Origin of the sequence: Pseudarthrobacter sp. CC12 (assembly GCF_039907755.1) — a bacterium.
Classification (GTDB): domain Bacteria; phylum Actinomycetota; class Actinomycetes; order Actinomycetales; family Micrococcaceae; genus Arthrobacter; species Arthrobacter niigatensis.
The window spans coordinates 1-22,424 of sequence record NZ_JARDJH010000004.1; the positions used below are offsets into that span (position 1 = coordinate 1).

The 22,424-nt window shown below is 67.8% G+C and carries 17 protein-coding genes and 1 rRNA gene; 4 read left to right on the forward strand and 14 right to left on the reverse strand.

Annotated features, from left to right (window positions below; genetic code table 11):
• From PV772_RS04415 to PV772_RS04430, 4 genes are all read right to left on the reverse strand, one after another.
• Positions 1–163: ribosomal RNA gene (locus tag PV772_RS04415) — 16S ribosomal RNA — on the reverse strand; the annotation flags it as partial.
• A 501-nt stretch (positions 164–664) separates the two neighbouring features.
• Positions 665–1,978 (reverse strand): tyrosine--tRNA ligase, encoded by a 1,314-nt coding sequence (gene tyrS, locus PV772_RS04420; protein WP_141160924.1) that lies wholly within the window; start codon positions 1,976–1,978, stop codon positions 665–667.
• A gap of 34 nt (positions 1,979–2,012) precedes the next feature.
• Complete coding sequence (locus PV772_RS04425; RefSeq protein WP_347885469.1) at positions 2,013–4,241, reverse strand: AAA family ATPase; 2,229 nt, start codon at positions 4,239–4,241, stop codon at positions 2,013–2,015.
• Positions 4,242–4,292: 51 nt separating this feature from the next.
• Positions 4,293–4,973: a DNA-3-methyladenine glycosylase gene (locus PV772_RS04430; protein ID WP_141160926.1), complete on the reverse strand. Its 681-nt coding sequence runs from the start codon at positions 4,971–4,973 to the stop codon at positions 4,293–4,295.
• A gap of 129 nt (positions 4,974–5,102) precedes the next feature.
• Here PV772_RS04430 and PV772_RS04435 point away from each other — a divergent pair, with 129 nt between their 5' ends.
• Together PV772_RS04435 and PV772_RS04440 are read left to right on the forward strand one after the other, a co-directional pair.
• The gene (locus PV772_RS04435; RefSeq protein WP_347885470.1) at positions 5,103–6,581 is read left to right on the forward strand and encodes an AlkA N-terminal domain-containing protein; all 1,479 of its coding nucleotides are present in this window, start codon (positions 5,103–5,105) and stop codon (positions 6,579–6,581) included.
• A complete protein-coding gene (locus tag PV772_RS04440; protein WP_141181201.1) occupies positions 6,578–7,072 on the forward strand; it encodes a methylated-DNA--[protein]-cysteine S-methyltransferase in 495 nt (164 codons plus the stop codon). Before PV772_RS04435 ends, PV772_RS04440 begins: the two co-directional genes overlap by 4 nt.
• 12 nt (positions 7,073–7,084) lie before the next feature.
• Here the strand turns inward: PV772_RS04440 and PV772_RS04445 are convergent, their stop codons facing one another.
• From PV772_RS04445 to argC, 10 genes are all read right to left on the reverse strand, one after another.
• Positions 7,085–7,822 carry a maleylpyruvate isomerase family mycothiol-dependent enzyme gene (locus PV772_RS04445; protein ID WP_347885471.1) on the reverse strand — a complete coding sequence of 246 codons (738 nt, stop codon included), beginning with the start codon at positions 7,820–7,822 and terminating at the stop codon, positions 7,085–7,087.
• Between the two features lie 21 nt (positions 7,823–7,843).
• Positions 7,844–8,392: a pyridoxamine 5'-phosphate oxidase family protein gene (locus PV772_RS04450; protein WP_347885472.1), complete on the reverse strand. Its 549-nt coding sequence runs from the start codon at positions 8,390–8,392 to the stop codon at positions 7,844–7,846.
• A gap of 66 nt (positions 8,393–8,458) precedes the next feature.
• Complete coding sequence (gene argH, locus PV772_RS04455; RefSeq protein WP_347885473.1) at positions 8,459–9,886, reverse strand: argininosuccinate lyase; 1,428 nt, start codon at positions 9,884–9,886, stop codon at positions 8,459–8,461.
• A 5-nt stretch (positions 9,887–9,891) separates the two neighbouring features.
• A complete protein-coding gene (locus PV772_RS04460) occupies positions 9,892–11,097 on the reverse strand; it encodes an argininosuccinate synthase (RefSeq protein WP_056338239.1) in 1,206 nt (401 codons plus the stop codon).
• Between the two features lie 45 nt (positions 11,098–11,142).
• Complete coding sequence (locus PV772_RS04465) at positions 11,143–11,673, reverse strand: arginine repressor (RefSeq protein WP_347885474.1); 531 nt, start codon at positions 11,671–11,673, stop codon at positions 11,143–11,145.
• Positions 11,673–12,674 (reverse strand): ornithine carbamoyltransferase, encoded by a 1,002-nt coding sequence (gene argF, locus PV772_RS04470; RefSeq protein WP_347885572.1) that lies wholly within the window; start codon positions 12,672–12,674, stop codon positions 11,673–11,675. Before argF ends, PV772_RS04465 begins: the two co-directional genes overlap by 1 nt.
• Positions 12,675–12,700: 26 nt before the next feature.
• The gene (locus tag PV772_RS04475) at positions 12,701–13,954 is read right to left on the reverse strand and encodes an acetylornithine transaminase (RefSeq protein WP_347885475.1); all 1,254 of its coding nucleotides are present in this window, start codon (positions 13,952–13,954) and stop codon (positions 12,701–12,703) included.
• Entirely contained in the window at positions 13,951–14,910 is a 960-nt protein-coding gene (argB, locus tag PV772_RS04480) for an acetylglutamate kinase (RefSeq protein WP_347885476.1), read from the reverse strand. The genes PV772_RS04475 and argB overlap by 4 nt, the downstream gene beginning before the upstream one ends.
• Positions 14,911–14,965: 55 nt before the next feature.
• Complete coding sequence (gene argJ / locus PV772_RS04485; protein ID WP_347885477.1) at positions 14,966–16,132, reverse strand: bifunctional glutamate N-acetyltransferase/amino-acid acetyltransferase ArgJ; 1,167 nt, start codon at positions 16,130–16,132, stop codon at positions 14,966–14,968.
• On the reverse strand, positions 16,129–17,160 hold the full coding sequence (gene argC / locus PV772_RS04490; RefSeq protein ID WP_347885478.1) for an N-acetyl-gamma-glutamyl-phosphate reductase: 1,032 nt from the start codon (positions 17,158–17,160) through the stop codon (positions 16,129–16,131). The genes argJ and argC overlap by 4 nt, the downstream gene beginning before the upstream one ends.
• Positions 17,161–17,316: 156 nt before the next feature.
• Here argC and PV772_RS04495 point away from each other — a divergent pair, with 156 nt between their 5' ends.
• Both PV772_RS04495 and PV772_RS04500 read left to right on the forward strand, forming a co-directional pair.
• The gene (locus PV772_RS04495; RefSeq protein ID WP_347885479.1) at positions 17,317–18,282 is read left to right on the forward strand and encodes a quinone oxidoreductase; all 966 of its coding nucleotides are present in this window, start codon (positions 17,317–17,319) and stop codon (positions 18,280–18,282) included.
• A 224-nt stretch (positions 18,283–18,506) separates the two neighbouring features.
• Entirely contained in the window at positions 18,507–22,421 is a 3,915-nt protein-coding gene (locus tag PV772_RS04500; protein WP_347885573.1) for a Pls/PosA family non-ribosomal peptide synthetase, read from the forward strand.
• Positions 22,422–22,424 lie beyond the last annotated feature (3 nt).

The following is a 22,424-nucleotide window of genomic DNA, read 5'->3' on the forward strand; positions in this document are numbered from 1 at the left end:
AGACCCAGTTTCCCAGGCTTATCCCAGAGTCAAGGGCAGGTTACTCACGTGTTACTCACCCGTTCGCCACTAATCCACCAGCAAGCTGGCATCATCGTTCGACTTGCATGTGTTAAGCACGCCGCCAGCGTTCATCCTGAGCCAGGATCAAACTCTCCGTTGAAGAAAAACAGACACAACCAAAACCACCGGAAATAACGGCGCCAAAGGCTGCACAAAATTTGAAACCAGCCAAAAACACCAAACCACACCACAGGGGCGGCACGATTCGGCAAATTCAACCAATCACATTACATAATCGGTATCAACAAACTTGGCACACTATTGAGTTCTCAAACAACAGACACATTCGAATATTCCCGGAACAATTCAGAAAGAATTTCTTTTCCGTATTTCTTCGCTGCGATGTTTTTATCTTATTTCATTCTTGTTCGCTTTTGCAAATCCGGCTATTTTCCCGGAATTCACTCAACGGAATGAATCCGCCCAGCAAAAAGGGGAGCAATTTTCGTTCCATGCACCGCATGGCCGAGAATTGCTTCTCAATATCAGTTGGGGGTTTGTCACCACTCAGCGGCGGCGACTCAGAAAACAATACACGCCCCTCCGCGGCCGCGCAAATCGGCTGCAGAGGGGCGTGCAGGTGGTAGGTTGCGCTCCCGCGTCAGGGAACAAGAACCTCGACGGTTGCCAGGTTCTTCTTGCCCCTGCGCAGGAGCAGGTACTGGCCATGCAGGAGTTCCGACTCCGCAATCACGGCTTCAGGATCGGAGACTTTTTCGTTGTTCACATAAGCTCCCCCTTCGCCCACGGTCCGGCGCGCGGCGGACCTGCTCTCGGAAAGGCCGGAGGCCACCAGCAGGTCCACGATTCCCATTTCGTCCACCTGGACTGTGGTGGAAGGAAGCTCGGAGGTGGCAGCCTGCAGCGTTGCCTTATCCAGCGCAGCCAAGTCGCCGTTCCCAAAAAGGGCAGCCGAAGCGGCGATGACCTTTTCGGTGGCGTCAACGCCGTGAACCAGGGAGGTCACCTCAAAGGCGAGCTTCCGCTGGCCTTCGCGGGCGAACGGACGCTCCGCCACCGACACTGCGATCTTTTCGATCTCGGCGCGCGTCAGGAAGGTGAACACCTTGAGCCGGTCCACCACGTCCGCGTCGGCGGTGTTGAGCCAGAACTGGTAGAACGCATAGGGGCTGCACATGCCGGCGTCGAGCCAGATGGCGTTGCCTTCGCTCTTGCCAAACTTGGTTCCGTCAGAGTTGGTGATCAGCGGGGTTCCCAGGGCATGGACGCTCTTGCCCTCAACCTTGCGGATCAGCTCCGTACCGCTGGTGAGATTGCCCCACTGGTCCGAGCCGCCGGTCTGCAGTACACAGCCGTAGTCGCGGTAGAGCTGCAGGTAGTCCATGCCCTGCAGGATCTGGTAGCTGAACTCGGTGTAGCTGATGCCTTCATCCGAGTTCAGCCGGGATGCCACGGCGTCCTTGCGAAGCATGGTGCCCACGCGGAAATGCTTTCCCACCTCACGCAGGAAGTCGATGGCGCTCAGCGGCGCCGTCCAGTCCAGGTTGTTCACCATCCTGGCGGCGTTGTCCCCGTCGAAGCTGAGGAAGCGCTGAACCTGGGCCTGCAGGTAGCCAACCCACTCCGCTACCGTGTCCTTGGTGTTCAAGGTGCGTTCCGCCGTCGGACGCGGGTCCCCGATCATGCCGGTGGAGCCTCCCACGAGGCCGAGTGGGCTGTGACCAGCCAGCTGAAGCCGCCGCATGACCAGGAGCTGAACCAGGTTACCCAGGTGGAGGCTTGGCGCGGTGGGGTCGAAGCCGCAATAGTACGTGACCGGCCCGTTGGCGAGGAGCTTTTCGAGCTCCGCTTCGTCGGTGGAGACATGGACCAGCCCACGCCACTTCAGTTCCTGCCAAATGTTGGCGAAAGTGGGGTCGTTGCGCTGCGGTTCGAGGTTGTTCAGTTCAGGCACGCTTCCTAAGTTAGCAGTAACGCCCAACGCCCGGTCAGCCGGCAATCCCGGCAGGCACGGGTTGCGAGGCAATCAGCCGCAGGCGCTGCGTGGCCCGGGTCATGGCCACGTACAGGTCCCCCACCTTGCCGTGCTCGTGGTTGAGCATGACCGATGGTTCCAGGACCACGACGCCGTCGAACTCCAGGCCCTTGGCCTCGCGCGGGCTGATCACCACGATGTCCTGTTCGTAGCTGCCGGCGCCGCTGCCAATCCTGCGCCCATACACCTCGCGCAGGGCTGCCGATGCCTGGGGCAGGAGGTCACCGTCGGCAATCACGGCGAGCAGGCCGCCGTCGAGCGCCGCAAGCTCCTCGGGGAGGACCTCCACCAGCCGCTCCACCACCGCGCCGGCGGACACTTCGTCGATAATGGGGTCCCAGCGGCCCTCGCGGACAGCCTTCGGCGCGGAAACCACCAGGCCGGCGGCGTTGGCCATCCTCACGGCAGCCTCGGCGATCTGAGACGGGGTGCGGTAGTTGACGGTCAGCTCCTCCAGCTGCCAGCGGTCACCGAACATCGGGGCCAGCGCGCCCTGCCAGGAATTGGCGCCTGCCACTGAACTTGTCTGCGCGATGTCACCCACGATCGTGAAGGACTTCAGCGGGCACCGGCGTACCAGAAGCCGCCACTGCATGGGGGAAAGCTCCTGGGCTTCATCCACCACAATGTGTCCGAAGGCCCACGTGCGGTCGCTCGTTGCGCGTTCGGCCGCCGTCTGCCTGGCTTCCTGCTCCCGGTTCTGCTCCGCCAGTTCTTCCGCGGACATCAACGGATCAACTCCGGCGGCCTCCATGTTGACCAGGGTCTGCTTTGCGTTGGCGAGGTCCCGGGCCCGGTCGTGCTCCTGCTGGGCCAGCCCGCGGCCAGCCGCCGGGTCCAGCTCCCCGAGCAGTTCGGCGGCTTCATCCAGCAGCGGGACGTCGGACTCGGTCCACGGCGCATCGGCCGGACGCTGCAGCAGCGCCCTCTCGGCAGGTGTCAGGTGCGGGGTGCAGAACTCCAGGATTTCCGGCTTGCTGAAGAGATCCGAAATCAACTTCTCCGGCGTCATGGGCATCCAGCACAGGTTCAGGGCGATCCGCACGTCGCGCGCGGTCCGGACGTCCTCGGCGAGGTAGGAGCGGTCTGCGTTGTTGCCGATGTTTCCGGCCTCGACGAGCTCGGTCATCTGCTCGGTCAGTTCGCGCAGCAGGATCTTGACGAACGTCACGCGGGCCTCGTTGTAAGGCTTTCCGGTGGCGCGGGCGCGTTCCCGCGCGCGGCGCACTTGCCGGGGCGTGAGGGTCAGCTTGCGGCCGTCCACCTCGAGGATCCTGTTCTGGGCGGGGACGCGCATGCGGTTGGAGACGGCGTTGGCCACGATGGTGGCCATGTCCAGCCGCCCCTTGATGGCTGCGACGCCGGCGTCTGTTTCGGGCACGGCATGGATGCCGGGCATCAGGCGGCCCAGGCTGGCCATGACCACGCCGGTCTCACCCAGCGAGGGCAGCACCCGTTCGATGTATTTCATGAACGACGACGATGGCCCCACCAGCAGCACGCCGGCACTCTTGAGGCGGTCACGATGGGTGTAGAGCAGGTAGGCGGCGCGGTGCAGGGCCACAGCGGTCTTGCCCGTGCCGGGTCCACCCTGGACAACGACGGCGCCGGAGATGGACGAGCGGATGATCCTGTCCTGCTCCGACTGGATGGTGCTGACGATATCCGACATGCGGCCGGTCCGCTTGGAGTTCAGGGCAGCCAGCAGGGCACCTTCGCCCTGGAGCGATGCGTCGTCCGTGAGCATTCCCGCGTCCAGGACATCGTCCTCGATGGCCTTGACCTCACGGCCCTGCAGGATCAGGTGCCGGCGGCGGCGGACGCCCTGCCGGTCAAAGGCCGTAGCCTGGTAAAAGTGCCCGGCCTCCGGGGCACGCCAGTCCACCATGAGCCGTTGGAGGTCTTCGGTGGTGAGGCCGATGCGGCCGATGTACTGGGCTTCGCCGGAGTCCAGGTCCAGGCGGCCAAAGACCAGCCGGTCATCCACCGCGTCCAGCTGCGCGAGGCGGTCCTCATACAGTGCGGCGAACGCGTCACGTTCCGAAACGTTCTGCATGGTGCCCACGGCTCCAGCGCGGCGGACCTGTGCCAGCTGGCCGCGCTTCTCCTCCCGGAGTTCCTCCAGCCGGGCGTACAGGCCGGCTACATACTCCCGTTCGTGGGCCAATTCGGCGTCGTGCATTAACGTTCCCCTATCGCGAAAGACAGACCGTCCATTCTACAACCATTTCCGTTAACGCTCGTGAAACCCGGGCGGCGCACCGGCGGTGTTTCGGTTCCTCGGTTTTGCCGCCTTGTACTTTGACACAGTGGGGTCGCCGGTGAGCCAGAACCGCCAGGCGTATTCGTCCGTGCCTCCGGCTCCGGACACCCCTACCCGGGGACCGGAACTGACCGCGCCGGCGGGAACCGACGGAAGTTCCAGCCGGAACGGCGGAGCCAGCGCGTCGCGGCCGCTGTCCGCCGTCGTCAGGCCTAAGGCCTTGGCAAGGCGGGCGGGCCCGCTGGCCAGGTCCGCAGGAGTTTTCGACGTCGGCCTGCGGCGCCGGGCCAGCGCCAGCCCGTCCACGACCTCCCCCGCCCGCAGCAGCAGCGCGGACGCGACGCCGGCGGGACCGCAGACGATGTTGGTGCAGTGGTGCATCCCGTACGTGAAATAGACGTAGAGGTGCCCGGGCGGCCCAAACATGGGGGCGTTGCGCGGAGTCGGGCCACGGTAGGTGTGCGATCCGGGGTCCGGGTGCAGGGAGTCCTCCGGCCCCATGTAGGCCTCCACCTCCGTAAGCCGGATGGACACAGAGCCGTCGCGGGACTCGTGGGTGAGCAGGGCTCCGAGCAGCTGCGGTGCGAGTTCGCGGGCGTCTGCGGACAGGAAATCCCGCAGGTGTTCCCGCGCCCCAGTGCTGTGGTTCATTGCTTGACCTTACCCGGATGCTGCGGTCTTCATCCGTCCCCTGCACGTGGTCCGGGGAGCCGTTTCGGGGCCGACGGCCATGTCCGATTTCCGCTAGCAGCGCCTGCCGCCGGCTGGCAGGATGGAGCCATGGACTTCTGGCAGCGCTACCGGGCAATCGACGCCCGCGATACCCGGTTCGACGGCCAGTTCTTCACAGCCGTCCGCACCACGGGAATCTACTGCCGCCCCTCCTGCCCCGCCCGGACGCCCAAGGCCTCCAACGTGACGTTCTACGAGACGTCCGCCGCGGCACACGAGGCAGGCTACCGCGCCTGCAAACGCTGCCTGCCGGAAGCGGTCCCGGGCACCCCGGCCTGGAACGTGCGGCAGGACATCGCGGGGCGCGCAATGCGCCTGATCAGCGATGGCGTGGTCAACCGCGACGGCGTGGCGGGCTTGGCCGCCCGGCTGGGATATTCGCCGCGCCAGCTGAACCGGATCCTGGGCCAGGAACTCGGTGCCGGCCCCCTGGCATTGGCCCGCGCCGCAAGGGCCCAGACTGCCCGCACCCTGCTGGTTTCAACGTCCATGAAGCTCGCTGACGTCGCCTTTGCAGCTGGCTTCAGCAGCGTCAGGCAGTTCAACGAAACCATCGCCGAGGTGTTCGATATGACTCCCACGGCGCTCAGGAAGACCGTCCGTCATCCGGTGATCGGCGCCGGCGCTGCGGCCCTGATCCTGGACCTGCCCTACCGGCCGCCCTTCGATCCTGGCATCTTCTCCTTCCTGGCGGTCCGCGCCATCCCGGGGATCGAGGAGGGAACCTCAACCTCTTATGCCAGGACACTTCGCCTCCCCCACGGGGACGCGCGGTTCCGGGTGGAGTACGACGGCGGGGCCAGGGAACGTCCGCTGACACTCACCATCGGCGCGGTGGACCTTCGCGACCTTCCTGCGCTGCTCAGCCGCGTCCGCCGGCTCTTCGACCTGGACGCGGACCCTGAAGCTATCGACGGCACCCTGGCCGCTGATGCCCGGCTCGCCGGGTCCGTCGCAGGCGTGCGTGGGATGCGCCTGCCGGGCGCCGTGGATCCGCAGGAACTGCTGGTCCGGGCCATGGTGGGGCAACAGATCACGGTGGCAGCCGCCAGGACCGCCCTGACCCAACTGTCCGCCGCGGGCAGTCCCACCAGTGCACCCGGCGACGGACTGGACCGCCTGTTTCCCACCCCAGCGGAAATCGCGGCCGCCGGACACCTGCTCCGCGGCCCCCGGCGCAGGACCGAATCGCTGCTGCACGCCGCGTCCGCAATGGCTGGCGGCCGCCTGGAGTTCGGCTACGGCGACGACGTCCCCAGCCTCACCGCAGCGCTTTTGCCGCTTCCCGGCGTCGGGCCCTGGACCGTGGGGTACGCCGCCATGCGTGTCCTGGGCGCCCCTGACATCTTCCTCGCCAATGACGCCGCCGTGCGGAACGGCATCCGCGCCCTCGATAATGGAACCAGCGCCCTGAGCCTTGACTTCCGGGAGGCCAGCCCCTGGCGCTCCTACGCCACCATGCACCTCTGGCGCGCCGCCGCCCGGCCCGCCGCGCCAACCACCATTCCCTCGAAAGGGACGCCATGAAAGCCCAACTTGTCCAGCTGTCCACGCCTGACGGACCGTTTACTGTCCTCGCCCGGGACGGCGTGGTCCTTGCGTCCGGCTGGACGGCCGGGATGGCGGAACTCACCGGCCAGGTCCATCCCACACTCCGGCCCGACGCCGTGGAAGAGGTAACGGACCTTGGCGGGATCTCATCGGCCGTGGAGGCCTTCTACGCCGGCGACCCTGCCCCGGCCATGGCAGTGCCGGTCCGCCAGCAGTCCGGACCGTTCCGCGCCCACGCCTGGGATGTGCTGCGCCAGGTCAAGCCAGGCTCACCCGTTACGTACACGGAGTACGCCGCTCTGGCGGGGAATCCACGCGCCGTGCGGGCCGCCGCCAGCGCCTGCGCGTTTAATGCCGCGGCCCTGTTCGTGCCATGCCACCGGGTCATCAGGACCGATGGCTCATTGGGCGGTTTCCGCTGGGGCCTGCGCATCAAGGAGAGCCTGCTGGCCCGCGAGGCCGCCTGACCGCTCCCCTGGCTATTTGGGGTCCGGCATCGCCGACGGCCAGGGCAGCAGGCCGGGAAGATCGGTGCCGTCCCCGGCGGCCGTGGCCCGCAAGCTGTCCAGTGACGGCTCCCGGCCCGCGAGCCAGGCGGCGATGTCCGTCACCATCCCGCTGACGACGACGGTGCTGCCGCCGGTTCCGAGGGTCAGCGGCGGCAGTGCCATGGGCTGCAGGACCAGCCGGGTTTCCGCCGGCACCCGGGCGGCGAGGAAGTCGAAAAGGTGGGAGCAGAAGGCCCTGTTCCAGGTTTCGGGTCCCGCTCCGGTGTCCAGGTCCGCGGTGTGGATGACCAGTTCGCGCCACAGGGCCAAACCGGCGTCGAAGATTACGCCGTCACGGAAGGCGATGCGCGTCTGCCATTCGTCTTCTCCCAGCGCATCGAAGGCAGCCAATGCCCGCTGCACCGCGGCCGCGACGTCCTCCCGGTGATCCTCCAGGCTGTGGCCGGCGGCAAGCTCGATGGCCCGGTTGCGGCCGTCCACTCCACCGTCGTAGAGCTCCACCGTTTCGCCGCGGCGTCCGTATTCCACCTGCCGGGCCAGCGCATTGCAGATTCCGGCGACGTGGGCCAGGAGGTGGCCGCGGCTCCAGCCGGGAAGGGTGGAGGGGGCCTTTTCGCCGCCGGCCGGAATCCGGTCCACCGCAGCGGTGAGTGCGTCCGCGGCTTTGTGCAGTTCAGCGGGGAGGGCGGCAGGGGAAGGTGAGGTCATGCGGCCAGCCTAGCCGAGCGGTCAGTCCAGGGGGCTTCCGTCCGGCCCGACACGGTGGCGGACGTGCCGGCGGTCGTTGCTGGCCTGCCAGAACTCGATTTCGGCCGGCTGGAGGGCGTAGAGCTGCCAGTCCGGATTGTCGCTGCCATCGGCCCGGGGCCGCTCGTGCCAGTCGACGGCGGAGGCTTCGGCGGACAGTTCTGTCACCGCTCCCACCACCCGCACCTGACGGCCCAGGGCCGCCCAGTAGAAGTTCATCGCCGCGCGTGGTGACTCCGACAGTTCACGGCCCTTGCGGGAGGTGCGGGATGTAGCGAAGTGCCAGCCGTCGTCGTCAATGTTCTTCAGGATGAGCATCCGCGACGAAGGCTGGGGGGCGCCGCCAGCCCCCGCGCCCACCGTGGCCAGGCTGAAGGCATGCGGCTGCTGCTCCCCCGCATCCAGCGCCTCGTCCAGCCACTGCTTGAAAAGCAACGCCGGGTCCTGCGGTGCGATGGCCGGGTCGAAGCCGGGCAGGTCGGATGGAAAGTCGGGCAGCGTGCGAAGGAACTTGCGGAAGGTTTCGCTCATGGAGCCAGCTAACCACAGACGCCAAGGGGCCCGGCGGAAACCGCCGGGCCCCTCAAACACGGCTGACTACCCTGCGTACTCCCGGACGCCGGCAAGCTCGCCTTCCAGCGCGGCCAGCTGGCGTTCGACGGCGGCCGGTGCTGTTCCGCCCTGGGAGTTGCGGCTGTTGAGCGAGCCTTCGGTGGACAGGACCGTGCGCACCTCGGGTGTGAGGTGCTCCGAAATGGCGGCATACTCCTCATCCGACAGATCCCACAGCTCCACGCCGCGGGACTCGGCCTGCTTGACCGCGGCACCGGAGAGCTCGTGCGCCTCGCGGAACGGCACGCCCTGGCGAACCAGCCATTCGGCGATGTCCGTGGCCAGCGCGAAGCCCTGCGGGGCCAGCGATTCCATCCGTTCGGTGTTGAACGTCAGGGTCGCGATCATGCCGGAGACCGCCGGAAGCAGCAGCTCCAGGGTGTCCGCGGCGTCGAAGACCGGTTCCTTGTCCTCCTGCAGGTCACGGTTGTACGCGAGCGGCAGGCCCTTCAGCGTGGCCAGCAGCCCGGTCAGGTTGCCGATCAGGCGTCCTGCCTTGCCGCGGGCAAGCTCTGCCACGTCCGGGTTCTTCTTCTGCGGCATGATCGAGGACCCCGTGGAGTATGAATCATGCAGCGTAACGAAGGAGAACTCCTTGGTGGCCCAGAAGATGACTTCCTCTGAGATCCGGGAGAGGTCCACGCCGATCATCGAGCAGACCCAGGCGAACTCGGCGAAGACGTCGCGGGAGGCGGTGCCGTCGATCGAATTGTGCGTGGCGGAGAAGAAACCGAGGTCAGCCGCCACGGCCTCCGGGTCCAGGCCCAGCGAGGACCCGGCCAGCGCGCCCGAGCCGTACGGCGAAACCCCTGCCCGCTTGTCCCAGTCCTGGAGCCGCTGCACGTCGCGCAGCAAAGCCCAGGCATGGGCCAGGAGGTGGTGGCTGAGCAGGACCGGCTGGGCGTGCTGCAGGTGGGTGCGGCCCGGCATGGCGACGCCATGGTGCGCCTTGGCCTGCTCCACCAGCGCGTCCACGGTGGCCAGGACACCGCGGGCGATGATCCGGGCGTGGTCGCGCAGGAACATGCGGCCCAGGGTGGCCACCTGGTCGTTGCGGGACCGGCCGGCGCGGAGCTTGCCGCCCAGCTGGGCACCGGCGCGCTCGATCAGGCCGCGTTCCAGCGAACCGTGCACGTCCTCATCGGACTCCGCCGGCAGGTAGGCGCCGGACGCCACGTCCTCGTCCAGCTGCGTCAACGCCGCGAGCATGCCTTCCAGCTCGGCGTCGTCCAGCAAGCCTGCCTTGTGCAGCACGCGGGCGTGCGCCTTGGAGCCGGCGATGTCGTAGCGGGCCAGCCGCCAGTCGAAGTGAGTGGACTTGCTCAGCGCCGCGAGGGCGTCCGCGGGGCCGCCGGCGAACCGGCCGCCCCACAGGGCACCTGCGTTCGTAGCCTCCGTCTTCTGCTCAGCCACGCGGGCTACTTTCCTGCGACGCGGATGTCACGGCCGGAGGCAACCTTGGCGGACATGCCCCACAGCTCGATGAAGCCCTTGGCCTGGGACTGGTCGAAGGTGTCGCCGGTGTCGTAGGTGGCCAGCGAGAAGTCGTACAGCGACGTGTCGGAGCGGCGGCCGTTGACGATGGCCTGGCCGCCGTGGAGGGTCATGCGGATGTCGCCGGAGACGTACTTCTGGGTGTCCTCGATGAAGGCGTCCAGGGAGCGCTTCAGCGGGGAGAACCACTGGCCGTCATAGACCAGCTCGGCCCAGCGCTGGCCAACGGTGGCCTTGAAGCGGGCCTGCTCGCGCTCCACGGTGATGTCCTCGAGGTGCTTGTGCGCGGTGATCAGGGCCATGGCACCGGGGGCTTCGTAGATTTCGCGGGACTTGATGCCCACCAGGCGGTCCTCGACGACGTCGATCCGGCCCACGCCCTGGGCACCGGCGCGGCGGTTCAGTTCCTTGATGGCCTGCAGCGGGGTGACCTTGACGCCGTCGATCGCTACCGGGACGCCGGCTTCGAAGGAGATGGTGACTTCATCCGGTGCCGGCGGGAACTCCGGGGTGGCGGTGTAGTCGTAGATGTCCTTGGTGGGGGCGTTCCAGATGTCCTCGAGGTAGCCGGTTTCCACGGCGCGGCCCCAGACGTTCTGGTCGATGGAGTACGGGTTCTTCTTGGTGGTCTCGATGGGCAGTCCCTTTTCCTCGGCGAAGGCGATGGCCTTGTCGCGGGTGAGGGCAAGGTCGCGGACCGGTGCGATGCACTTCAGGTCCGGGCCGAGGGTCTGGATGCCCACTTCAAAGCGGACCTGGTCGTTGCCCTTGCCGGTGCAGCCGTGCGCCACTGTGGTGGCGCCGAATTCGCGGGCTGCCTTGACCAGGTGCTTGACGATGACCGGGCGGGAGATGGCGGACACCAGCGGGTAGTGGCCCTGGTAGAGGGCGTTGGCCTTCAGCGTCGGCACGCAGTATTCGTTGGCGAACTCGTCCGAGGCGTCCGCGACGTAGGCCTCGACGGCGCCGCAACCGAGGGCGCGCTGGCGGATGGTTTCCAGCGATTCGCCGCCCTGTCCGACGTCGACGGCCACGGCGATGACCTCGGCACCGGTGGCTTCACCGATCCAGCCGATGGCGACGGACGTGTCCAGGCCGCCGGAGTAGGCCAGCACAATGCGTTCAGTCACTTTAAATGCTCCTTGTTGGGGTTGGTTGAATCGTTGTCATCAAGCTTATTGCCCGGCTTCCTCGGCGAGTTGCAGGAAGCGGGCGGCGAGGTCCGGACCACCCAGCGGGTCACGGGAGACCAGCAGGACGGTATCGTCACCGGCGATGGTGCCCAGGATGGAGGGCATCACCGAGTGGTCGATGGCCAGGGCCAGGAAGTTCGCGGCACCGGGCGGGGTCCGCAGGACGGCGATGTTGGCGGAGGCTTCGGCGGTGACCAGCAGTTCGCTGCACAGCCGGGCGAGCCGGGCATCCAGGATCTCCTGGGTGACGCCGCTCCTGGCGCCCCGTTCGCCCCCCTCGCCGGGGACGGCGTACACCAGGACGCCCTCCTTGCCGCGGACACGGACGGCCCCCAGCTCCACGAGGTCACGGGACAGCGTGGCCTGGGTGACCTGCACGCCGTCGTCCGCCAGCAGCGCCGCCAGTTCCGCCTGGGAACGCACGGACTGCCCGGTGAGGATGGCGGTGATGCGCGCCTGCCGGGCGGTCTTGGTGGCGGGGCTGGTACCCGGGGAGGACGGCTGGGCGGACACTAGAACGTGCTCTCCCCGGTGCCCTCGACGGGCGAAAGGCCGTCCACGAAGGCCAGGCCGGACCGGTGCATCAGCCAGGCCATCAGCGCTTTCTGGGCGTGGAGCCGGTTCTCGGCTTCGTCCCACACGATGGACTGCGGGCCGTCGATGACGTCGGCGGAGATTTCGTAGCCGCGGTAGGCGGGCAGGCAGTGGAGCACGACGGCGTCATCCGCAGCGAGTGCCATGGCGCCTGAGTCCACGGAGTACTCGCGGAACAACTGCATCCGGGCTTCCTTCTCGGCTTCCTGGCCCATGGACACCCAGGTGTCGGTGGCCACGACGTCCGCCCCCTGCAGCACTTCCTTGGCATCGGTGGTGATGAGCACGGAGCCGCCGGTTTCGGCCGCCCGTTCCTTCGCGGCCGCCACGATCTCCGCGGCAGGCAGGTAGCCTTCCGGGCCGGCAATGCGGACGTGCATCCCGGCCGTGACGCCGGCCAGCAGGTAGGAGTTGGCCATGTTGTTGGCGGCGTCGCCCAGGTAGCTCATGGTGAGCCCCTTGAGGCCGCCTTTGTGTTCCTTGACGGCGAGCAGGTCAGCGAGCAACTGGCACGGGTGGTAATCGTCGCACAGGGCGTTGATGACCGGGACTTTGGAGTTGGCAGCCATGGCCACCAGGCCGTCGTGCGCGCCGGTGCGCCACACGATGGTGGACACCATCCGCTCAAGGACTTTGGCGGTGTCCTCCACGGATTCCTTGTGCCCGATCTGTGCTTCGCCAGGGTTGATGATCAGGGCATTGCCGCCCATGTCCGCGATGCCCGTGGCGAACGAGACGCGCGTCCGGGTGGAGGTCTTGTCGAAGATGACAGCCACGGTCTTGCGGCCGCTGCCCTCCGCGGCGAAGGGCTGGACGCTGTACGGGGCGGCCTTCATCCGGGCTGCGAGTTCCAGCACCTCTGCCTGCTCGGCGGGGCTGAGGTCGGTGTCCTTGAGGAAGTGCCGGGTGCTGCCAGGCACCGTACCAAGGGATGAAGCTGTGGGGGTCACTGGGCGTCCTTAGCTGCTTGGAGGATTGCCGGGAAAGCGGAGAGGAAGGTATCGGCCTGCGCTGTGGTGAGGATCAGCGGAGGTGCCAGGCGGATGGTTCGCGGACCCGGGCTGTTGACAATGAAGCCGGCGTCGAGGGCGGCCTGCACCACGGCCGGCGCGACGTCGCCGTCCAGGTCGAAGCCGATCAGCAGTCCTTCGCCGCGGACTTCGGTAACGCCGGGGTTGGCGGCCAGCGCGGAGCGCAGGTGCTCCCCCACCGCCGCCGCATTGGCCAGCACGTGCTGGCTTTCCAGGACGTGGAGGGTGGCCAGGGCCGCTGCGGTCGCCACGGGATTTCCGCCAAACGTGGTCCCGTGCTGGCCTGCGGACAACAACGACGACGTCTGCTCACCAAAGGTGACCAGGGCACCGATGGGGAAGCCCCCGCCCAGCCCCTTGGCCAGGGTGATGGCGTCGGGCACGATGCCCGAGTCCTCGCTGGCGAACCATTTGCCGGTGCGGCCGATGCCGGTCTGGACCTCGTCCAGGATGAGCAGGGCGCCCACTTTGCTGGTGGCCTCCCGCGCCGCCTTCAGGTAACCGGGCGGCAGCGGACGGACGCCTGCTTCGCCCTGGATCGGTTCCAGGAAGACAGCGGCGACGGTGTCCTCCACGGCGGCTTCCAGTGCGGCGATGTCACCGAACGGGATGTGCACCACGCCGCCGGGCAGCGGCTCGAAGGGTGCCCGGTAGGCTTCCTTAGCGGTGAGGGCCAACGCCCCCATGGTCCGGCCGTGGAAGGCACCTTCAAGGGCGATGATCTTGGCCCGTTTCACCGGCCCGTCGCCGGTGTTGCGGCGCGCCAGCTTGAAGGCGGCCTCGTTCGCTTCGGTGCCGGAGTTGCTGAAGAACACCTTGGAACCGGCGGGCGCGTGGGCCAGGTCAAGGAGTTTTTCGGCCAGCGCCACCTGGGTGGGGCTGGTGAAGAAGTTGGAGACGTGCCCCAGGGTGGCCAACTGGCTGGCGATCACCGAGGTCACGAACGGGTGCGCGTGGCCCAGGGCGTTGACGGCGATGCCGCCGAGCAGGTCCAGGTACTCCTTGCCGTCCGCGTCCCAGACCAGGCAGCCGGCGCCGCGGACCAGGACCCGCTGCGGCGTGCCGAACACGTTCATCAGCGAACTGGAGTAGCGGGAGAGCCACTCGGAGCCTGCGTGGCCCGTGGTTTCCACGAGCTCAGTCACGGGGGACTTTTCCATGGTGTTCATCCGTTGATCTCCTCGTCCGGGACTACCTGGGTGCCGATGCCCGCCGTCGTAAATGTTTCAAGAAGCATGGAGTGGGCCAGCCGCCCGTCCACGATGTGTGCGCGTTCCACGCCCTCGTCGACGGCCTTGAGGCACGCGGCCATCTTCGGGATCATGCCCGACTCAAGCTTCGGAAGCATATTCCGCAGTTCCGACGCGGTGAGGGACGAGATCAGGGAGGACTTGTCCGCCCAGTTGGCGTAGAGGCCTTCGACGTCGGTCAGGATCACCAGCTTGGAGGCGCCAAGCGCCGAGGCTACTGCGGCCGCTGCCGTGTCGGCGTTGACGTTCAGGACCTGGCCGGTGGGCTGGAACCGCGCGGCCCCCGCCACGCTGTCACCGCCGTCGACAATTTCCGGGGCCACCGTGGAAATCACGGGGATGCGGCCCGCGGCGAGGATGTCCATGATGCCTGCGGGGTCGACGCCGACCACCTCGCCCACCAGCCCCAGGTCCACCTCTTCGCCGTCCACCACGGTGCCGGTGCGGACGGCGCGGAGCAGGCCGCCGTCTTCGCCGGACATGCCGACGGCGTAGGGCCCGTGGGAGTTGATCAGGCCCACCAGTTCGCGGCCCACCTGGCCGGTGAGGACCATGCGGACCACGTCCATCGCCTCCGGGGTGGTGACGCGCAGGCCGCCCTTGAACTCGGATTCGATGCCCAGGCGGCCCAGCATGGCGTTGATCTGCGGGCCGCCGCCATGGACCACGACGGGGTGGATGCCCACGTGGTGCAGGAAGACGATGTCCTCGGCGAAGGCACGCCGGAGTTCGTCGTTGACCATGGCGTTTCCGCCGTATTTGATCACCATGGTGGTGCCGGCGAACCGCTGGATCCAAGGCAGGGCCTCGATCAGGGTTTCTGCCTTGTCCTGGGCGGCGGACATGCTGGTGGTTTCACGCGTCTGGGTGTTCATGGTGTCACTTTCCACGGCGGTTTGGGCCTGGCGGGTGGCGCGCCGGCTGGGATTCCTAGCTGGAGTAGGCGCTGTTTTCGTGCACGTAGTCGTGGGTGAGGTCATTGGTCCAGATGGTGGCTTCGGCGTCGCCTGCCTGCAGGTCGATTTCCACCAGGACTTCGCGGGGTTCCAGGTCCACCAGGGAGCGGTCATCGCCGATGCTGCCGTTCCGGCAGATCTGGATGCCGTTCATGGCGACGTTCAGCTTGTCCGGTTCGAAGATGGCATCGGTGGTGCCCACGGCGGAGAGCACGCGGCCCCAGTTCGGGTCCTTGCCGAAAATGGCGGCCTTGAAGAGGTTGGAGCGGGCCACGGAGCGGCTGACCGTCTCGGCGTCGGCTTCGCTGGCTGCGTTGAAGGTCCGGATGGCGATGTCATGGCTGGCGCCTTCGGCATCGGCGATCAGTTTGCGTGCCAGCTCGGCGCAGACCTGCGTCAGCCCGGCACCAAACGCCTCGGCGGACGGCACAGCCCCGGAAGCGCCGGAGGCCAGCAGGACCACGGTGTCGTTGGTGGACATGCAGCCATCCGAATCGGCGCGGTCAAAGGTGAGACGGGTGGCGTCGCGGAGGACGACGTCGAGCATTTCCGGCTGTACGTCGGCGTCCGTGGTGAGCACCACCAGCATGGTGGCCAGGCCCGGGGCCAGCATGCCGGCTCCCTTGGCGATGCCGCCGATGCTGAACTCCTGGCCGTCGGCGTCGGTGCCGATGAAGAGCGCTGACTTGGGCACGCTGTCCGTGGTCATGATGGCGGTTCCAGCGGCGGGACCGCCATCGGTGCTCAGCGCCGCCGCGGCAGCCTCCACGCCCGGCAGGATCTTGTCCATGGGAAGCTGCTCGCCGATCAGTCCGGTGGAGCAGACGAAGACGTCAGTGGCCGAAATGCCGAGGACCTTCGCCACTTTCTCCGCTGTGCTGTGGGTGTTCTGGAAGCCGGTAGGGCCGGTGCAGGCGTTTGCCCCGCCGGAGTTGAGGATGACGGCGTCCACCCGGCCGTCGGAGACCACCTGCCGGGACCAGTGCACGGGGGCAGCTGCCACGCGGTTGCTGGTGAAGACGGCGGCGGCTGCCTTGGAGGGGCCGTCGTTGACGACCAGGGCAAGGTCAGGATTGCCGGAGGCCTTGAGTCCGGCGGTGACGCCGGCGGCCCGGAATCCCTGGGGTGCGGTGATGGTCACGGGGCTACTCCCTGCAGGTTGAGGCCGGCGGTTTCCGGCAGGCCGAGTGCGATGTTCATGGACTGCACGGCGCCGCCGGCAGTGCCCTTTGTGAGGTTGTCGATCACGCAGGTGACGATGACCCGTCCGGTATGCGCGTCGAGGGCCAGCTGCATGGCGGCATGGTTGGAGCCCTGGACCGATTTAGTCGTCGGCCACTGGCCTTCCGGCAGCAGGTGGACGAACGGCTCGTCGTCGTACGCCTCGGCCCAGGCCAGGCGCAGCTGCGCAGCCGTGGTGCCTGCTTTGACTTTGGCGGTGGCGGTGGTCAGGATGCCGCGGCTCATCGGGGCAAGGGTGGGCGTGAAGGAAACGGAGACCTGCTCCCCCGCAGCATTGGACAGGCCCTGCTCGATTTCCGGAGTGTGCCGGTGGCCGCCGCCCACGCCATACGGGCTCATGGAGCCCATGACCTCGGAGCCAATCAGGTTGACCTTGGCGGCCTTGCCCGCACCTGAGGTCCCGGAAGCGGAAACGATCACGACGTCGTCGGCCTCCAGCAGGTGCCCCGCGAAGCCGGGAGCCAGGGCAAGGAGGGCGGACGTGGGGTAGCACCCGGGAACGGCGATGCGCTTGGCGCCCTTGAGTGCTTCGCGCTGGCCGGGCAGCTCCGGAAGTCCGTAGGGCCAGGTGCCGGCGTGGGCGGAGCCGTAGAACCTTTCCCAGGCGGCGGGGTCCTCGAGCCGGTGGTCTGCGCCGGCGTCGATGACCACCGTCCCCTCCGGCAGCTGGGCGGCGATCTCCGCGGAAGCACCGTGGGGCAGGGCAAGGAAGACGACGTCGTGGCCGGAGAGGTTCTCCACCGTCGTGTCCTCGAGGATGCGGCTGGCCAGTCCGTGCAGGTGGGGCTGGAGTTCACCGAGGCGGGAACCGGCGTTGCTGTGGGCTGTGATGGCGCCGATGGTCACACCGGGGTGCCCGGCAAGCAGGCGGAGGACCTCTCCCCCGGCGTAGCCGCTGGCTCCCGAAACCGCAACAGAAATAGTCATGCTTCGACTATACAGCAATAGTTATGCATTGCTACCGATAATTATGCATACAGGATGGCTATCAGGCGGTTGGTACTTGTCCTGCCATCCCATTGTGTCCCTAGGATGGGTTCGGCAGCCGGGGCCGGAGACGCCGGGACCCGCGAAAGGAGCGCCATGACGCACGCAATCGTCGCACGGCAGGCAGGCGGACCGGAAGTCCTTGAGTACACGGAGTCGGAGCCCCCCGTTCCGGGCCCGGGGCAGCTGCTGGTCAAGGTCGGCGCGGCGGGCGTCAACTTCATCGATACCTACAAGCGCAGCGGCACCTACAAAGTCTCCTACCCCTTCACTCCCGGTTCGGAGGCAGCGGGCACGGTGGAGGCAGTGGGCGAGGGCGTGACCGGCTTCACCGCGGGCAACCGGGTAGCCACCGCGGAAGGCGTCAGCTGCTACGCGGACTACGCCCTGGTGGATGAGGATGCGGCACTGCCGGTACCCAAAGGCCTCGATGTCTTCACTGCCGCAGCGCTCCCCCTGCAGGGCGTTACCGCCCACTACCTGATGAATTCCACCTTCAAGGTGGAACCAGGCCACAAGGTCCTGCTGCACGCGGGCGCCGGCGGCGTGGGGCTGCTGCTGATCCAGCTGCTCAAGGCACGTGGTGCGGAAGTCATCACCACGGTCTCCACCGACGAAAAGGAACAGCTTGCGCTCGACGCCGGCGCGGACCACGTGCTGCGCTACGACGGCTTCGCGGAGCGGGTCCGGGACATCACCAGCGGAACCGGCGTCGACGTCGCCTACGACGGCGTGGGTAAGGATACGTTCGACGGCTCCCTGTCAGCGCTGCGGATCCGGGGCATGCTGGTGCTGTTCGGAGCAGCATCCGGACCCGTCCCGCCGTTTGACCCGCAGCGCCTCAACGCCGCGGGCTCCCTGTTCCTGACCCGCCCCACCATGGGCCACTACCTGCGGGACGCGGCGGAACGGCGCTGGCGCTCGGACGAGGTGTTCGCTGCCGCGGCCGACGGCAGCCTGAAGGTCCGGATCGGCGCACGCTACCCGCTCAGCCAGGCCGGGCAGGCGCACCGCGACCTCGAGGGCCGCAAGACCACCGGGAAAGTCCTCCTGGTGCCATAACCGCGGGGCGACGTGAACAACAGGCAAACGCCCGAACGGCATGAATCGGACCGTCCAGGCGCGCGCGACACCTTCCGTTCATCTTGTCCCGGCACAATGCGCAGGTGACTCAGCAGCAGGTCCCCTTCGGGGATTCCGGTTCCGGCGTGGAGCCAGCCAGCATCATCCGGGACGGCGCAGGAGCCGGTGGCCGGGACCAGGCGTCCGGGGACGCCGGCCACGGCATTGCCGTCCACCGGCCCCAGCTGGCCGGGGCTCCCGCGGCACCGCCTGCCCGCACCCTGATTGATGTGCTGCAGGACACGGCCGCACGGTTTCCCGACGCCTCGGCCCTGGACGACGGCCGCACGTCGCTCAGTTACGCCCAATTGCTGGACGAGGTCCGAGCCACGGGACGCCGGCTCCACCTTGCCGGACTGGGCGCCGGTGACAGGATCGGCGTGCGGATCCCGTCCGGAACCAGCGAACTGTACGTCTCCATCCTTGCCATCCTCCTGGTGGGCGCGGCCTACGTTCCCGTGGATGCGGACGATCCCGAAGAACGGGCCCGGCTCGTGTTTGGCGAAGCCGGGGTGGCAGCGATCCTTGGGGCCGGGGGCTCGATCAAGCCAGGGCCGGCGGGCACGGTACGCAGCGGCCCGTTCAAGGGTGCGCGCCCGCCCGAACCCGGGGACGACGCCTGGATCATCTTCACGTCGGGGTCCACGGGAACGCCCAAGGGGGTGGCCGTCCGGCACCGGTCGGCTGCAGCCTTCGTCGATGCGGAGGCCCGGCTGTTCCTCCAGGATGATCCACTGGGCCCGCAGGACCGCGTCCTGGCCGGCCTTTCGGTTGCCTTCGACGCTTCCTGCGAGGAAATGTGGCTCGCCTGGCGCCACGGCGCCTGCCTGGTACCCGCACCGCGCGCCCTCGTCCGCACCGGCATGGACCTCGGCCCCTGGCTGATCAACCACGCAATCACCGCCGTCTCCACCGTGCCCACGCTCGCAGCACTGTGGCCCGCGGAATCCCTCGAAAACGTCCGCCTCCTGATCTTCGGCGGCGAAGCGTGCCCGCCGGAACTCGCCGAACGCCTGGCCGTGGAGGGCAGGGAAGTCTGGAACACGTACGGCCCCACGGAAGCAACGGTGGTGGCCTGCGCGGCGCCGCTGGGCGGCCCTGGACCAATACGGATCGGGCTGCCCCTGGCGGGTTGGGACCTTGCCGTTGTCGATGCCGCCGGCGTTCCGGTGCCCGAGGGCGGAACGGGTGAACTGATCATCGGCGGGGTGGGCCTTGCCCGCTACCTGGACCCGGCCAAGGATGCGGAAAAGTACGCCCCGATGCCCAGCCTGGGGTGGGACCGGGCTTACCGCTCGGGCGACCTCGTGCGGTTCGAACAGGCGGGTCTGATCTTCCAGGGCCGCGCGGACGATCAGGTCAAGCTGGGCGGCCGCCGGATCGAACTCGGCGAGATCGACGCAGCCATGCAGGCCCTCCCCGGGGTGGCCGGCGCCGCGGCCGCCGTGCAGACCACCGCGGCAGGCAACCAAATCCTGGTGGGCTACCTTGCCTCCGCCCCGGGCCATGACATGGACCTGGGTGCGGCACGGGAACAGCTGGCGGCAAGCCTTCCGGCGGCGCTGGTGCCGTTGTTGACGACTGTTGACTCGCTGCCCACCAAGACCAGCGGAAAAGTGGACAGGCACGCCCTGCCGTGGCCGCTGGCGGGTGCGGGCGCCGCAGAGGCGGATGCGGCTCCCTTGAACCTTCCGGATGATGCCGGGTGGATCGTGGAGCAATGGAGCAGCGTGCTGGGCAGCCCCGTCACCTCGCTGGACGCCGACTTCTTCGCCTACGGCGGCGGTTCGCTGTCCGCCGCCCAGCTGGTCTCCGCGCTGAGGGCCCGCTACCCCACCATCACGGTGGCCGACGTCTACGCGACGCCGAGGGTGGGGGCGCTGGTGGAGCTGGCCCGGCAAGTCAACCAGGGCGGCGACTCCGCTCCGGCGCGGGAGCGGACGGTGCGGCCAACTGCCAGGAAGTCGCAGGTCTTCCAGACGCTGATGGGCGTGCCGCTGCACATCCTGGTTGGCATGCGGTGGCTGACCTACCTCATGGCCGTCAACAACCTGCTGGCAGGACTCGCCGGATTTACGGCCGCACCAACCATTTCATGGTGGTGGGTGGCGGCGTCCTGGCTGGTCTTCGTCAGCCCGGCCGGACGAATGCTGCTCTCCATCGCGGCCGCCAGGCTCCTCCTCCGCGGCGTCGGGCCAGGCATCTATCCCCGGTCCGGGCGGGTCCACCTGCGGTTATGGCTTGCGGAGCAGATCCAGGACCTGGCAGGAGCGATCAGCCTCGCCAGTGCGCCGTGGGTGCCGTACTATGCCCGGGCGCTGGGGGCGAAGATCGGCCAGGACGTCCAGCTTCATTCGCTGCCGCCCGTCACGGGACTGCTGACGCTGGGCAGCGGAGCCAACGTGGAACCGGAGGTGGACCTGTCGGGCTGGTGGATCGACGGCGACGACGTGCACATCGGGGCCATCCGCATTGGCCGCGGCGCCAGCGTGGGTGCGCGCAGCACGCTGATGCCCGGCGCCTCGATTGGGGCCGGGTCGCAGGTGGAAGCAGGTTCCGCGGTGCCGGGGAAGGTGAAGGCAGGCCAACTTGCGGCAGGTTCACCGGCCCGCCGGCAGGGCAAGGCCAAGCACAGCGTGCCATGCGCCCCGGCCCAGGGCAGGTTTGCCGCACGTGCGTGGTTTGCCGGATTTGCCCTGGCGTCTGCGGGCCTGTCCGTCATTCCGTACCTGTCTGCTGCCGCCGCACTGTGGGTCGCGTTCACCTTCATCCAGGGCAGTACCTCGCTGACCGGGGCCCTCCCCCGGCTGCTGGCGGCCCTTGCCCCGGCATCACTGGTGTGGTTCGCCACGAACGCCGTCCTGGTCCTGGTTGCCACGCGCCTCCTGTCCACCGGGATCACGGAGGGCTACTACCGGATCCGCAGCCGGGTGGGCTGGCAGATCTGGGCCACCGAGCGGGTCCTGGACCTGGCCAGGGACCTGCTCTTCCCCATCTACGCGAGCCTGTTCACGCCGGTATGGCTGCGCCTGCTGGGCGCCAAGGTCGGAAGGAACGTGGAGGCCTCCACGGTGCTCCTGATCCCGAAGATGACCACAGTGGGTGAAGGGGCGTTCCTCGCCGATGACACCATGGTGGCTTCCTACGAGCTCGACGGCGGCTGGCTGCGGGTGGCACCGGCAAAGATCGGCAAAAGGTCGTTCCTCGGCAATTCGGGCATGACCGCCGCCGGCCGCAGCGTTCCCAAGAACTCACTCGTAGCCGTCCTGTCCGCTACACCGGCGAAGGCAAAATCCGGCACCTCCTGGCTGGGAAGCCCGCCCGTCCGCTTGCGGCGGACCGCGATCGCCTCCGACGATTCGCGCACTTTCCAGCCCCCGGCGCGGCTGAAAGTCGCCCGCACCCTGTGGGAACTGGGCCGCTTCCTGCCTGTCATGCTCACGGTAGCCATTGCGGCCGGCACCATGCTGGCCTTCGACTGGATCGCTGCGACCTGGGGCTACGCCGCCGCCGCCCTGCTCACCGGCGTCGTAATGCTGCTGGCGGGCCTTGTGGCAGCAGCGGCGTCCGTCGCCGCGAAGTGGGTCCTGGTGGGGCGGATCCGCCCCGGCGAACATCCATTGTGGAGCTCCTTCATCTGGCGGAACGAAGTGGTGGACAGTTTCATCGAACTGGTCACGGCGCCGTGGTTCGCCCGGGCAGCGTCGGGCACCCCGGCGCTGGTCTGGTGGCTGCGGGCGCTCGGGGCGAAAATCGGCAGCGGCACATGGTGCGAGAGCTACTGGCTGCCTGAGGCCGACCTGGTGGCCCTTGGCAGGAATTCCACGGTCAACCGGGGCTGCGTGGTGCAGACGCACCTGTTCCACGACCGGGTCATGAGCATTGACGCTGTTACGCTCGAGGACGGGGCCACCATGGGCCCGCACGGGGTCATCCTCCCCCAGGCCAGCATCGGCGCAGGCGGAACGGTGGGGCCGGCATCCTTGGTGATGCGCGGCGAAGCAGTGCCCGCCGCAACGTACTGGATGGGTAACCCGGTCAGCCCATGGAGCGGGCCCGGATCGCCGTCTGCCACCTAACCG